The sequence below is a fragment of the Sphingopyxis sp. MG genome, assembly GCF_002953155.1.
GTDB lineage: Bacteria > Pseudomonadota > Alphaproteobacteria > Sphingomonadales > Sphingomonadaceae > Sphingopyxis > Sphingopyxis granuli.
Genome location: NZ_CP026381.1, coordinates 592,162 through 604,533, shown reverse-complemented (window position 1 = coordinate 604,533; position 12,372 = coordinate 592,162). Strand labels below are relative to the sequence as shown.

At 66.6% G+C, this 12,372-nt stretch carries 14 protein-coding genes; 3 read left to right on the top strand and 11 right to left on the bottom strand.

Annotated features, from left to right (window positions below; translation table 11 throughout):
* Positions 1–96: 96 nt before the first annotated feature.
* The 4 genes from C3E99_RS02755 to C3E99_RS02735 all read right to left on the bottom strand — a co-directional run bounded on the left by C3E99_RS02755 (position 97) and on the right by C3E99_RS02735 (position 2,519).
* A complete protein-coding gene (locus C3E99_RS02755; protein WP_174521660.1) occupies positions 97–369 on the bottom strand; it encodes a GlsB/YeaQ/YmgE family stress response membrane protein in 273 nt (90 codons plus the stop codon).
* A gap of 324 nt (positions 370–693) precedes the next feature.
* Positions 694–957, bottom strand: a complete 264-nt coding sequence (locus C3E99_RS02750) for a GlsB/YeaQ/YmgE family stress response membrane protein (protein WP_067110264.1) — start codon at positions 955–957, stop codon at positions 694–696.
* Positions 958–2,031: 1,074 nt separating this feature from the next.
* Positions 2,032–2,226 (bottom strand): hypothetical protein, encoded by a 195-nt coding sequence (locus tag C3E99_RS02740; protein WP_076074310.1) that lies wholly within the window; start codon positions 2,224–2,226, stop codon positions 2,032–2,034.
* Positions 2,223–2,519: a hypothetical protein gene (locus C3E99_RS02735; RefSeq protein WP_104959362.1), complete on the bottom strand. Its 297-nt coding sequence runs from the start codon at positions 2,517–2,519 to the stop codon at positions 2,223–2,225. Before C3E99_RS02735 ends, C3E99_RS02740 begins: the two co-directional genes overlap by 4 nt.
* A gap of 660 nt (positions 2,520–3,179) precedes the next feature.
* On the opposite strand from C3E99_RS02735, the gene C3E99_RS02730 reads away from it, so the two are divergent.
* Positions 3,180–3,422 carry a BrnT family toxin gene (locus C3E99_RS02730; RefSeq protein WP_234002702.1) on the top strand — a complete coding sequence of 81 codons (243 nt, stop codon included), beginning with the start codon at positions 3,180–3,182 and terminating at the stop codon, positions 3,420–3,422.
* The gene (locus C3E99_RS02725) at positions 3,379–3,663 is read left to right on the top strand and encodes a helix-turn-helix domain-containing protein (RefSeq protein ID WP_104959361.1); all 285 of its coding nucleotides are present in this window, start codon (positions 3,379–3,381) and stop codon (positions 3,661–3,663) included. The genes C3E99_RS02730 and C3E99_RS02725 overlap by 44 nt, the downstream gene beginning before the upstream one ends.
* Before the next feature lie 10 nt (positions 3,664–3,673).
* Here the strand turns inward: C3E99_RS02725 and nadA are convergent, their stop codons facing one another.
* The 7 genes from nadA to C3E99_RS02690 form a co-directional block, all read right to left on the bottom strand.
* Positions 3,674–4,663 (bottom strand): quinolinate synthase NadA, encoded by a 990-nt coding sequence (gene nadA / locus C3E99_RS02720; protein WP_104959360.1) that lies wholly within the window; start codon positions 4,661–4,663, stop codon positions 3,674–3,676.
* Between the two features lie 225 nt (positions 4,664–4,888).
* Positions 4,889–5,491: a DUF4230 domain-containing protein gene (locus tag C3E99_RS02715; protein WP_104959359.1), complete on the bottom strand. Its 603-nt coding sequence runs from the start codon at positions 5,489–5,491 to the stop codon at positions 4,889–4,891.
* Positions 5,488–6,417, bottom strand: a complete 930-nt coding sequence (locus C3E99_RS02710) for an MBL fold metallo-hydrolase (RefSeq protein WP_234002571.1) — start codon at positions 6,415–6,417, stop codon at positions 5,488–5,490. The genes C3E99_RS02715 and C3E99_RS02710 overlap by 4 nt, the downstream gene beginning before the upstream one ends.
* 351 nt (positions 6,418–6,768) lie before the next feature.
* Positions 6,769–7,986: a GGDEF domain-containing protein gene (locus C3E99_RS02705; RefSeq protein WP_076074304.1), complete on the bottom strand. Its 1,218-nt coding sequence runs from the start codon at positions 7,984–7,986 to the stop codon at positions 6,769–6,771.
* A 63-nt stretch (positions 7,987–8,049) separates the two neighbouring features.
* Positions 8,050–8,382 (bottom strand): Grx4 family monothiol glutaredoxin, encoded by a 333-nt coding sequence (gene grxD / locus C3E99_RS02700; RefSeq protein WP_067111307.1) that lies wholly within the window; start codon positions 8,380–8,382, stop codon positions 8,050–8,052.
* Positions 8,383–8,431: 49 nt separating this feature from the next.
* Entirely contained in the window at positions 8,432–8,665 is a 234-nt protein-coding gene (locus tag C3E99_RS02695; RefSeq protein WP_067111308.1) for a BolA/IbaG family iron-sulfur metabolism protein, read from the bottom strand.
* A 14-nt stretch (positions 8,666–8,679) separates the two neighbouring features.
* Positions 8,680–9,018 (bottom strand): DUF1476 domain-containing protein, encoded by a 339-nt coding sequence (locus C3E99_RS02690; protein WP_067111309.1) that lies wholly within the window; start codon positions 9,016–9,018, stop codon positions 8,680–8,682.
* A gap of 251 nt (positions 9,019–9,269) precedes the next feature.
* On the opposite strand from C3E99_RS02690, the gene C3E99_RS02685 reads away from it, so the two are divergent.
* Positions 9,270–12,368 carry a CHAT domain-containing protein gene (locus tag C3E99_RS02685; RefSeq protein ID WP_104960291.1) on the top strand — a complete coding sequence of 1,033 codons (3,099 nt, stop codon included), beginning with the start codon at positions 9,270–9,272 and terminating at the stop codon, positions 12,366–12,368.
* The last annotated feature ends 4 nt before the right edge of the window (positions 12,369–12,372 follow it).

The following is a 12,372-nucleotide window of genomic DNA, read 5'->3' as shown; positions in this document are numbered from 1 at the left end:
CGATTCCAGCGGCTTCGGACAACGGAAAGGGCGGCGCACCCCTGCGGGTGGCCGCCCTTGCGTCGGCCGGGCGTCGCGCCCGGCCGCCACGGGATTTCAGCGCACGCGGCCGCGCCGGACGAGGTTGACGATCGCAAGCAGGATCACCGCACCGACGAACGCGGTCAGCAGCGTCCGCCAGTCGAACGCGTCGCCGCGCAGATGCCCGCCGCCGATCAGGCCGCCCAGCAGCAGCCGACCGAGGATCGAACCGATACAACCGACAACGATATTCAGGAAGATGCCCTGTTGGGCATCGGTCCGCATCACGATGCTGGCCAGCCAGCCGATGATGCCGCCCATGACAAGTGCAATGATGAAATCAATCATGATTTGACCCCCTACGATCATTGGTCTGCCCGACGCAGCAGGCACATGGTGGTAACGTAAATATCCGCGGCCGCCTAGAAGTGTTTTCCAGTCGGGCGGACTCGCCCGACGCCTCGGAAAACACGGAAAAACAATGTCCTAGAGCGCCGTGCTTCAAATCTGCACCGTTTGCCCTGAGCTTGTCGAAGGGTCGTTCTTGCTTTCAGCGCCGTAAGAAGAAGGACGGTGCTTCGACAAGCTCAGCACGAACGCGTGTGGATGATGCAGATTTCATGCTCGCCGCTCTAGCGAAATGGCAGCCGCCGGACAAAGCCCCGTTTCGGATCAGCGAACGCTGCCGCGGCGGACGAGGTTGATCAGGCCGAGCAGCACGACCGCGCCGATGAACGACCACAGCAGGCCGATCGGGCTGAACGCGTCGAGCGAGGCGCCCATGCCGAACATCCCGCCGAGGATGTTGCCGAGGAATGCGCCGACGACGCCGACGACGATGTTGAGGAGGATGCCCTGTTGCGCATCGGTCCGCATGACGATGCTGGCCAGCCAGCCGATGATGCCGCCGACGATCAACGTGATGATGATACCCATGTCCGTCCCTTTCTCTGTCGGTTCGGGAAGCCGCCGACGGCGGCAGATGATGCCGATGCCCGGCGATCCGGGCATCGTCCCGACGATGCGGACATAATGCGAGAAGGGCGAAAAAGGTTCCCGGCCGGACCGCGAAAGGCCCGGCCGGGAAAGGGAGATCAATTCCGGATCGGGGAACTGATCTGGGTCGCAGGAGCAGGCATAGGGGAGGAATGGCGACGGCGTTGTGACAGCCATCACACCGCGACGCCGCAGTTGGGCGGATCGCCCGTTCGACGCGGCATCACGGTGCAGGCCGCGTCCGCCCCCCGCCCCCGGTCATCGCGAGCCTTCGACTGTCTTGCAGACGCTCAGGATAGAGCGGCGTGCCATAAACCCGCGACGCCCCCCATATCCGTTCGTGCCGAGCGCAGTCGAGACACCCATCGGCCTTGCGCCGCGCTGACAGGTGTCTCGACTGCTCTCGACACGAACGGGACGATGGGTCACGCTGCCTCATCGGTTCGTCATGCTGAACGCGTTTCAGCATCCATGGCCGGACCTTCCCTTTTCCGCCGCCTTTCGGACGAGGGCGGACCATGGCCCCCCGGATCGGCTCCGGGGCAGGCTCTGAAACAGGTTGGCACATATGTCCTTCAGGCAAGTCAGGAACTGTTCCCCGGCGAAAGCCGGGGTCCATGCGGGGCAGCGCTGTGCCATCTGGACCCCGGCTTTCGCCGGGGAACAGTTCCTTGTCGAGGGATCATTGCCAGACAAGTTCGGGTGACGGAAAAGAGAAACCGTGCCGAAATCCGAATCCCCACGGGTCTTAGGGTCAGGGCCCATTAATTTGCCGTTCGAGGCGTCGAAATGGCGAAGATATCGGGCTTGGGCGGACGCAGCGGGTAGCATCGCTACCCGCAAGGCCGCACGAGCCTGAGATCGAAGCCATTTCGGCGTCCCTGCGGGATTTGACCGATTTTGCCCATGGCTTCGTCGGCAAGTCTTGAAATATCGACATATTCCCGCGTCTTGCTTCCTCGCCCTGAGCAAAATCGCTTCAAACCTCGAACGGCAAATTAATGGGCCCTGACCCTAAACCGCGCGCAGCAATCCAGCGCGGCCCGCCCACGCTCCGGATTGCCGCGCGGCTTCGCCGCTCGCGGGTGACGACAAATCTTGCCCTATCATGAAAACGCGCTCGTCGCGCTGCATCTCCTCGATCAGCGCCTCGCGCAGCGCCGCGCGGTAACTCAGCGTACGCACGCCATTGGCCGGCCGATCGCTCATGCAGCGCCTCCCGCGCTCAACAGTCCTTCGAAGATTCGCTCGGGCCCGGGCTTGGTGGCCGATAACGCATGCTCGACAGCGCGTTCCATCGCCTTTGCCTCCTCGGCCCGGATCTGGTCGAGCCGATGCTGTTCCACACCTCTTTCGAGAAGCCTCTGCGCCGCGATCGCCTCAGGATCGCGCGTTTCCATCGCCTCCAACTCCGCTTTGTCGCGGTAGGCCTGATCGCCCGCGGAACAGGAATGGAAAATGCCGCCGCAACGCCGGCGACGAAACGAAATGGGGGCCGGCATCGCTGCCAGCCCCCACTATCCGGTTTTGTCCTGCGCTGCCGCCTGCCCCATCCCGGTCCGCTGTCTTGCGATCAGCAAACCGCCAAACGAGGCGCCGTGACGCGCGCCGGAACAATCCGGCGACGGTTCGGTCGGCCCCCTTGCGGGGGCCGGCCTCACCGGAAGGCCCTTCGTCATCTCGTCCGGCATCTGCCGAAGCAGTCGCCTTTCCCGAGCGATGGTCTGCCTTCCAATCGCCTGATCGGGTTCGCTTCAACTCGTGGGAATATCCGCGTTCCGTGATCGGGCTATCGGTCGTTTCGTCGTCCGACCCTTCCGTTTCCGTCCGACTGGTCTTGCAACCAGTCTTTCCGTCCCGGCGGTCCGACGTCTCTGTCGTCCGATGATTGGAAGCTGTCACGAAGCGCCGCCGCCGCCAACAGAAAAAGCGCGGAATCGCCCTTTCGAGCGCCCGCGCCTGTGGATAAGTCCGGCATTAGCAACTTGGCTTTGCTGCGCAGCATTTTTGTAACAAGAGCGCAGCATTTTCGGATTCGGATCGCCTTGGGTTTCATGTCGTAGCCCGACTCGATCGACGCGACTCGCTTGCTTTCACTGTGTAAAACACATATAGTATCGCATGGATTTCGATTATGACGTCGACAAGGACAGCATAAAGCGATTCAAGCATCGACTGCCGCTCCTGTTCGGCAAGCGCATTTTCGACGATCCGGCGCATGTCATCGTCCCCACGATACGAATCGGGATGAGGAAGAACGGTACAAGGCAATCGGTCTTGTCGACGGCAAACTCCATACCGCAGTCCATGTATGGCGCGGCGGTGTGGTCAGGCTGATTTCGGTCAGACGGAGCAATGCACGTGAACAAAGAGACTATCATAGCGATCCCGGCGGATCGAAATGACCCGGAAGACCGCGACGTCAGCGTTGCGGGGCTCGAACGCGGATTGATGGGCCGCCGCATCCGCATGCTCCGCAATCGCCTGGGCATGAGCCAGGACGAGTTCGCGCAAGCCTATGGCATTCCGGTCGCCAATATCCGCCAATATGAGATCGGCCGCCACATGCCGCCCCCGGCGGTACGCGCCTACCTCAAGGTGATTGCGGCGGAACCGGAGATGACGAAGCGGGCGGTGGCGGGGTAGCCCTCACGGCTTACGCCCGCCCCAAATCCCCCTTGCCGATGGTGCCCGACGCCATTTCGAGCATGCGGTCGAGGCTCTTCTTCGCGCCCAGGCGCAATTCCTCGTCCAGCTCGATCCGCGGCTGAAGGTCGCGCAGCGCGAGGTAGAGCTTCTCCATCGTGTTGAGCGCCATGTACGGACAGATGTTGCAGTTGCAATTGCCGTCGGCGCCCGGCGCGCCGATGAAATTCTTTTCGGGCAGCGCCTTTTCCATCTGGTGGATGATGTGCGGTTCGGTCGCGACGATCAGCGTGTCGCCGGGGAAGGTCTTGGCGAATTGCAGGATGCCGCTCGTCGATCCGACATAATCGGCATGGTCGACGATATAGGGCGGGCATTCGGGGTGCGCCGCGACCGGCGCGTCGGGGTGCTGCGCCTTCAGCTTGAGCAGTTCGGTCTCGCTGAACGCCTCGTGGACGATGCACACGCCCGGCCACAGCAGCATGTCGCGCCCGAACTTGCGGTTCATATAGCCGCCGAGGTGCCGGTCGGGTCCGAAGATGATCTTCTGCTCGGGCGGAAGCTGGCCGATGATCGTCTCGGCGCTCGACGAAGTGACGATGATGTCGCTGAGCGCCTTCACCGCCGCCGAGCAGTTGATGTAGGTCAGCGCGATATGGTCGGGGTGCGCGGCGCGGAAACGCGCGAACTGCTCGGGCGGACAGCTGTCCTCGAGACTGCATCCCGCATCCATGTCGGGCAGCACGACGATCTTTTCGGGCGACAATATCTTCGCCGTCTCCGCCATGAACTTGACGCCGCAAAAGGCGATGACGTCGGCGTCGGTCTCGGCGGCCTTGCGCGACAATTCCAGCGAATCACCCACAAAATCCGCAAGATCCTGAATCTCGGGCTTCTGGTAATAATGCGCGAGGATCACGGCGTTGCGTTCCTTGCGCAGCCGGTCGATCTCGGCGCGCAGGTCGAGGCCCGAAAGATTTTCGCGGATGGGAGCAGTCATGGCTTTATCCTTATCTGGTCCTGGCCCCCTCGCCATCGGGGGCCGCGTTCCCCTACACGCTGCCCAGCGGCAGGGCAATTCATGCGATCGGTCGACACAATATCTCCCCTCCCGCTTGCGGGAGGGGTCGGGGGTGGGCCGGCGGCGATGCGGTTAACCCACCCCGCTGCGACTAACGAGCCAGCTCGCAAGTCTCGCTGCCCCTCCCGCAAGCGGGAGGGGAGATCAATTGGCGAAGCGCGCCGTCACTTTCGCGTCGATCCCCGCGGCCTTGAGCGGCATCGCGAAGCTCTGCTCGATCGCGGCGCGGGCGGCGCCTTCGGCGAGGCGCATCGGGGTCGATCCCTTCGCCTGCTTGATCAGTTCTTCCTGTGCCGCCTTGCGGTTGGCGGCGTCGAGCACCGCCTCGGCATCGGTGAGCGTCAGCAGGATCGCGCCGTCGCGAAACTCGCTGATTGCGTCGATATCGATCTCCGGCCCCGCGAGGCGCAGCGGCGGCAGCGCGACGGTGAGCGTACCGGCCGCCGCGTCCCAGTCGAGGTCCGACGGCTTGAGTTTGCCGAGGTCGAGTTCGTAGCGTACCGTGCCGGGCATGATCAGCGTCTTCTTCGCGCTGAGCCCCAGGCGGCTTTGTGTCGAGGTCACCACCGCTACATAGCGCGCGGTGAAGGGCACCAGCACATTCTGTTCCTGAAGCCCTTGCAGGCTCGCCGCGACGACCGTTTCGGGATCATAACTCTTCTGCCAGCCGTCCCACGCGCGCCAGCCGAGGAAGATCGCGGCCGCCAACAGGACGACGATCAGGATGCGGAAGGCGCCCCGGCTCACGCCGCGAGGCTCCAGGCGTCGCCGTCGCGCAGCACGCGGCCGCGCGCCTCGAGGTCGAGCAGGTGCGCGAGCACCGAACGGCCGGCGGCGCCGGTCAGGCGCGGGTCGAGACCCTTGTACATATGGCTCACCATGTCGGGCACCACGCGCACGCCCTGTTCGAGTTCCCGCAATATCTGCCGCTCGCGCTGGCGGCGGTGGCCGAGCATGCCGCGAACAAGCTGCTTCGGCTTCGCGACCGCCGGGCCGTGCGCGGGATAATAGACGCGGTCGTCGCGCTCGTAGAGCTTCTGCAGGCTCGCCATATAGGCCGCCATGTCGCCGTCGGGCGGGCTGACGACGCTGGTCGACCAGGCCATGACATGATCGCCGGTGAACAGCGCCCCGCTTTCGACGAGCGCGAAGCAGAGGTGGTTGGACGTGTGCCCCGGCGTCGCCACCGCTTCGAGCGTCCAGCCGTCGCCGGCTACGCGCTCGCCGTCGGCGAGGACGCGGTCGGGGGCATAATCGGGGTCGAAGGCCGAATCGGCGCGCGGCCCATCGTCGGACAGCGCGAGCGGGGCGCAGCCGACGATCGGCGCGCCGGTCGCCTCCTTCAGCGGACGCGCCGCCGGGCTGTGGTCGCGGTGCGTGTGGGTGCACAGGATCGCGGCGACGCGCCGCCCCTCCACCGCGCGCAGGATCGCGTCGACATGACCGGCGCCGTTGGCGTCGGGCGGATCGCCGATGCTCATTCCCGATCCGGTCGGGCCGGGGTCGATCACCGCGACGTCGCGGCCCGCCCCGACCAGCCAGGTCTGGGTGCCGGTGAAGGTATAGGGCGAGGGATTGGGCGCGAGCACGCGCCGGACCAGCGGCTCGTGCTGCTCGCACTCGCCGGCGTGGATCGTGTCGGGCCAGGGCTTTTCGTCGGTCACGGCGCCCATGTGGCATCGCCGGACCGAAAGGAAAAGGGCCGGGCGACAGAAAGGGGGCGCGACACCCTCGCCCGGCGGCGCCCACGGCCGCGAGGCCTGTCGGAAAATTTGACAGGTCGGCACGCCGGCAAGGTTTCGCTAACCAGCGTAACCCTGCAAATCCGCGCACTCGCCGATCTGGCACGACGCTTGTATGGCATATTCCGTTCCCGAGTGTTCCGCTCAATGGAGCGGCAGGGGGTATCGGTCTGGTCCCCGCTACCCCCTGCCCCCACCGGGACATCCCCACTTACCCCCAAAGGCAAAAGGGGGGCGGAGCGGCCGAACGGCCCCGCCCCCCGGTTGCTTTTTCGGAACCGTTCAGGGCGACGGCCGCCCGATCGCCGATGCGGGCAGCGGCGCTTCCGGATCGGCGAGGCGCACCCGGTTCCGCCCCGCCCCCTTCGCCGCATAGAGTGCAGTGTCGGCGCGCCGCAGCAGTTCCTCCAGATCGTCCGCGTCGGTGCGGCCCGTCGCGACGCCCAGGCTGACCGTGACGACCCCGCCGCCCGGCAAGCCGTCGTGACGGATCGCCGCGCCCTCGATCGCCTGGCGAATGGCCTCGGCCACCGACAGGGCGGGCGCCTGGCCGGTATCGGGCAGAAGGATCAGTATCTCCTCTCCGCCATAGCGGAACACCGTGCCCTGTTCGTCCACCTGCTTGCGCACGATGTCGCTCACTCGCTGGATGCAGGCATCGCCGTCGACGTGGCCGTGGACGTCGTTGTAGAGCTTGAAGCTGTCGATATCGAGCATCAGCAGCGAGATGGTACGCGCCGTCCCCGGCGCCCAGATCGCGTGGCGCGACCGGCGCAGCGAATGGCGGTTGTAAAGCCCGGTCATCGGGTCGCGTTCCGACAGGGCGGTCAACTGCGCCTGCAACGCTTCCCCGCGCAGGCGGTTGAGGAAATTCTGGCGGTCGACCCGCTCGGCGAAATAGGCCGACAGCGCGAGGAAGATGCCGAGCGTGATGTGGAAGGACACGATACCCGAATAGGTCACGGCGTCGAAGCTGCCGTTGAGGCCCGTCGTTGCGATCTGGATCGCGACCATCGCCGCCAGCCCCGCGAGGACGGTCGGAAAGCGCGGGCGGAGCACGATGACGAAGAAGGCGAGCGTGCCGACGCTGCCCGTCTGATAGACGAAGAGATGGTCGCTCCGCGAAAAGACCAGCATCGCCATCGGCAGCGACAGGCCGAGCAGGCCGACCCCCAGCGCCAGCCGGTCGTAGGTCGCGGGCGAAGGCCACCTCCGCATGATCCAGACCACCGCGACGGCGTAGGGCAGGAACAGGCCGAGGCGCAGGGCGATGACCGTCGGCGCGACGTCGGGCATCATGCTGAGGTCGCCGAGGATCGCCACCAGATAGAGCAGAGTGCCGAGGAAGGCCCACAGCGGCACCATGCGGGCGCGGCTTTTCAGATATTCGCGCAGGAAGACCGCTTCGACGGGATCGGAAAAACGCAGGCGCCGCAGCCCGCGCTCCATTTCGCGATCCATCTCGTCAATGGCGACGGAGCGACCTTCCGCTGCCTGCATGGAGTCACCTATGCGTTAGCCGGATCCTTCCAGCCGGGAAAGCCGCACCGACCCGGATGCCGCCTATTCCGCACGCGCCGGGATGTCGTCCATCAGCTGATGCAGTTCGCCGGCCTCCCACATCTCCATCATGATGTCGCTGCCGCCGACGAATTCGCCCTTCACATAAAGCTGCGGAATCGTCGGCCAGTCGGAGAATTCCTTGATGCCCTGGCGAATTTCCATGTCCTGCAGCACGTCGACCGAGTCGTAGGCGACGCCGAGCCGGTCGAGCATCGCGACCGCCCGCGAGGAAAAGCCGCACTGCGGAAACAGCGGCGTCCCCTTCATGAACAGCAGCACGGGATGATCGGCGACCAGCTTCGCGATGCGGTCGTGGACGGTGGGGTCGCTCATGATATGCCTCCGATGGCGCGGGTGCGCCGAAAAATACGCGGGATACCCCTTATGAAGGGATGGCGGTGGTCAATTGCAAGGCATGAAGTTCGCCGCCCATGCGGCCGCCGAGCGCGGCATAGACGGCCTTGTGCTGCGCGACGCGCGTCATGCCGCGAAAGGATTCGCACACGACATGCGCCGCGAAATGATCGCCGTCGCCGGCAAGGTCGGTGATCGTCACCTCGGCACCCGGAAAGGCCGTCGTGATCGCCGCCCGCAAATCCGCCTCGTGCATCGCCATCGCGCTGCCCCTCCTCAGCCCTGGCTGCCGTCCAGACTGTCCATGAACTGGCGGCGCGCCTCGGCCGTCTTGTCGTTGAGCACGGCACGGATCTCCGCATCGCTGATCTCGACCGCCGCGGCGGTGAGATCGCCCGCGAGCTTGCGGATCACGTCCTCGTCGCCCGCTTCCTCGAAATCGGCCTGCACGACCGCCTTCGCATAGGCGTCGGTCTCTTCGGGGGTCAGCCCCATGCGTTCGGCCGCCCATTCGCCGACCAGCCGGTTGCGGCGGGCGGTGATGCGGAACTGGACTTCCTGGTCGCGCGCGAACTTCGCTTCAAAGGCACGCTTGCGATCATCGAATTGCGTCATCTTGTCCTCACGAAAAGAGCCTGAGAGCCTGTCGGCCCCAGATAGGTCGCCCCCGTGCCGGGCGCAAGCCGCCTGTGCGGCAACGAACGGTTATCCCGCCCCGCCGGACTGTGCGGCAGATCACTTCCTTTTTTCGAACGAAGGGTTTAGGGTCCGCGGCGACGGGAATGGGGTCGTACCGCAGCGATGAAGACTGCGCCTCGTCGCAAAGCGACGGCCGGGCACAACCGGCCTGTATGGGGGATTTGACCATGACCGCGCGACGTTCCAACCTCTTGCCGGCGCTCGCCCTCGCGACGCTTGCGGCGCCGTGCGCGGTCGCGGCGCAGGGCGACGATCCGACGCTGCGCGACAGTTTCTCGATCGGCAGCCAGGGCGGGTCGCTGTGCGAGGTGCAGGCGACGGTCCGCGACCCGGTGATCGACGGCATGTTCGACCGCGCGTGGACGATCCTGTGCCGCGACGCGAGCCAGCCCGTCGGCCATGTCCGCATGCTGCGCGCCACCCCCGCCGAAGCGCTGGCGCGAATCGAGAAGGCGCGCGCGGGGACGATCGCCTGCACCGCCCCCGACGCTTGTACCGTCAAGGACAGCGCCATCGCGTGGCGGACGCGGATCGAGGCCGACGGCAACACCGCCTATGCCGTCGAGGGCTTCGCCGCCTATGACGACGCGTTGACGCTGGCGCTCGAATCGATCCGCACCCGCCGGATCGTCCCGGGGGTCATCAGGGCCGCGACGACATCGATCGGCGGCAACGACGGCTTCGCGCGCACGCTGGCGGGAGCGATCGACATCGACAAGGCTCTTGCCGAGGGATACCGCCGCAACCACAGCGGCGACTATGCCGAGGCGGCCGAATTCTTCGAGGCGCTGTCGCGCCGCACCGCGGAGGAACAGGCGGCGGCCGACCTCGATCCCACCGAATTCATCCTGAACCGCGCGCTGCAGAAATCGAACCTCGGCGAATTCGCGGAGGCCGAGCGGCTGTTCTCAGAGGTCGAGGCGATCCCGACCAGCGACCCGGTCCAGCTTCGCCTGCGTCGCAATTTCCGCGCGATCGACGCGCTCAACCGCCACCAGTATGACGCTGCCGCCGAATTGCTGCAGGCGCCGTTGCCGTCGTTCGCCACCGCCGCGGCGGCCGCCGACGGCACGGTGACGCTGACTCCGGAGGTCGCCGCCGGCATTAACAGCGGCGCGAGCGCACGCGCGATCCGCCAGACCTCCGACCGCGAACGGCTGACCCCGGCAGAGCGCGCGCGGATCATCGACGCGCAGGCGACGCACCTGCTGGGCACCGTCGAGCGGCTGCGCGGCAATGCCGCCGCTGCGAAGACCGCGCAGCTCCGCGGCCTCGACGAGGCGCTCGCGGTGCGCGAAGGCCGCGTGACCTCGATCGTCCGCCTGCGCTCGCAGATGCTCGGCGAACTGGCGCTGAGCGAAGAGGCGATGGGCGAGATCGCGGACGCCGACGCGCGTTTCCAGCAATCGGTGCAGGCGCTCGCGGTCGAATATCCCGAAACCACCGCGCTCGCTTCGGCGCGCGCGCGCTACGCTGCCTTCCTGACGCGCAACGGCCAACCGGACAAAGCGCTCGGCATCTATCGCGACGTGGTGGCGTCGCTGGCGAATTCGCAGCGTTCGACGGCGGGAATGGCCAATATGATGGCCCCCTATTACCGGCTGCTAACCGAGCGCGCCGCGAGCGATCCCGCGGCGGTCGGCGATTTCTTCGTCGCCAGCCAGCTCCAGGTCCGTCCCGGCGTCGCCGATACGCAGGCGGTGCTGGCGCGCGAATTGTCGAGCGGCAGCGACGAGGGCGCGGCGCTGTTCCGCCAGGCGACGACGCTGAGCCGCGATATCGAACGCGCGCGGATCGAGGATGCACGGCTCGCGCAGATGCCCGCAACGCCGGAAATCGGCGCACTGCGCGCCGACCTGCGCACCCAGCTCGACAATCTGTCGACCCAGCAGGCCGAAACGGTCACGCGCCTGTCGGCCTTTCCGCAATATCGCGCGGTGACACCGGGCAAGATCGACCTCGCCGACCTGCAAGGCACGCTGCGGTCCGACGAGGCCTATCTGAAGATGCTCGTCGTCGGCGATGCCGTCTATGCCATGCTGATCGATCGCGGCGCGGCGCGGCTGTGGCAGGCCGATATCGGCGCCGGAGGACTGGAAAGCGCGGTCGACGCGATCCGGTCGACCATCTCGACGGTCGAGAACGGGCGCCGCGTCACCTATCCCTTCGACGCCGCGACGGCGCGCAAGCTTTATGCGCAGCTGTTCGGACCGGTGGCGGATCGCCTGCCGGGAATCCCGCATCTGATCTTCGAACCCGACGGCGCGATGCTGCGCCTGCCGATCACCCTGCTCGTCACCTCCGACACCGGGCTCGCCGACTATGAACAGCGACTGCTCGACCCCAATGCCGATGCGTTCGACATGCGCCGGATCGCCTGGCTGGGCCGCACCGTCCGGCCGAGCACCGCCGTGTCCGCGCTCGCCTTCCACAACGCCCGCCAGACCGCGCCGTCGAGCGCCGCCAAGCAATATTTCGGGCTCGGCCACAATGCGCCCGTCGCCGGCCTGCTGCCGTCGCTCGGCACCCGCGGCGCAGGCGGCGCCATCGGCAGCGACGCCGAGTGCCGCTGGGACATCGGCCAATGGGGTCGCCCGATCTCCGCCGACGAACTGGTCGAGGCGAAGAGCCGGATGAGTCCCGAGGCGGCGATGCTGCTGACCGGCAGCGCCTTCACCGACACCGCGGTCAAGACCCGCACCGACCTCGGCGATTATCGCATCATCCATTTCGCCACCCACGGGCTGGTGACGGCACCGCGCCCCTCCTGCCCCGCGCGGCCGGCGCTGGTGACATCGTTCGGCGACGGCGATTCGGACGGGCTGCTGACCTTTCAGGAGATTTTCGACCTCAAGCTCGACGCCGACCTCGTCATCCTGTCGGCCTGCGACACCGCGGGCGCGGCGTCGGTGTCGGCGACGCGCGAGGCAGGGGTCGCGAGCGGCGGCGGCAACGCGCTCGACGGGCTGGTGCGCGCCTTCATCGGCGCCGGCGGCCGTTCGGTGATCGCGAGCCATTGGCCCGCGCCCGACGATTTCGACGCGACCAAGCGGCTGATCGGCGGGCTGTTCGCCGCACCGCAGGGCGAAAGCATCGCCGACGCGCTCGCCGCCACGCAGATGCGGCTGATGGACGACAAACAGACCTCGCACCCCTATTATTGGGCGGGTTTCGCGATCGTCGGCGACGGCGGCCAGCCGCTGCTGCACGATGGCGCGGCACCGACGCCGGCACCGATCGTCCCGGCAGGCCGCGCCGCGCGCTGAACCG

What these genes read in the sequence shown, in the direction of transcription:
- C3E99_RS02750 (WP_067110264.1), bottom strand. Translation starts at nt 957, where the DNA reads ATGGGTATCATCATCACGTTGATCGTCGGCGGCATCATCGGCTGGCTG.
- C3E99_RS02710 (WP_234002571.1), bottom strand. Translation starts at nt 6,417, where the DNA reads ATGGGCGCCGTGACCGACGAAAAGCCCTGGCCCGACACGATCCACGCC.
- nadA (WP_104959360.1), bottom strand. Translation starts at nt 4,663, where the DNA reads ATGACTGCTCCCATCCGCGAAAATCTTTCGGGCCTCGACCTGCGCGCC.
- C3E99_RS02735 (WP_104959362.1), bottom strand. Translation starts at nt 2,519, where the DNA reads ATGCCGGCCCCCATTTCGTTTCGTCGCCGGCGTTGCGGCGGCATTTTC.
- C3E99_RS02690 (WP_067111309.1), bottom strand. Translation starts at nt 9,018, where the DNA reads ATGACGCAATTCGATGATCGCAAGCGTGCCTTTGAAGCGAAGTTCGCG.
- C3E99_RS02695 (WP_067111308.1), bottom strand. Translation starts at nt 8,665, where the DNA reads ATGGCGATGCACGAGGCGGATTTGCGGGCGGCGATCACGACGGCCTTT.
- C3E99_RS02685 (WP_104960291.1), top strand. Translation starts at nt 9,270, where the DNA reads ATGACCGCGCGACGTTCCAACCTCTTGCCGGCGCTCGCCCTCGCGACG.
- C3E99_RS02740 (WP_076074310.1), bottom strand. Translation starts at nt 2,226, where the DNA reads ATGAGCGATCGGCCGGCCAATGGCGTGCGTACGCTGAGTTACCGCGCG.
- C3E99_RS02755 (WP_174521660.1), bottom strand. Translation starts at nt 369, where the DNA reads ATGATTGATTTCATCATTGCACTTGTCATGGGCGGCATCATCGGCTGG.
- C3E99_RS02705 (WP_076074304.1), bottom strand. Translation starts at nt 7,986, where the DNA reads ATGCAGGCAGCGGAAGGTCGCTCCGTCGCCATTGACGAGATGGATCGC.
- grxD (WP_067111307.1), bottom strand. Translation starts at nt 8,382, where the DNA reads ATGAGCGACCCCACCGTCCACGACCGCATCGCGAAGCTGGTCGCCGAT.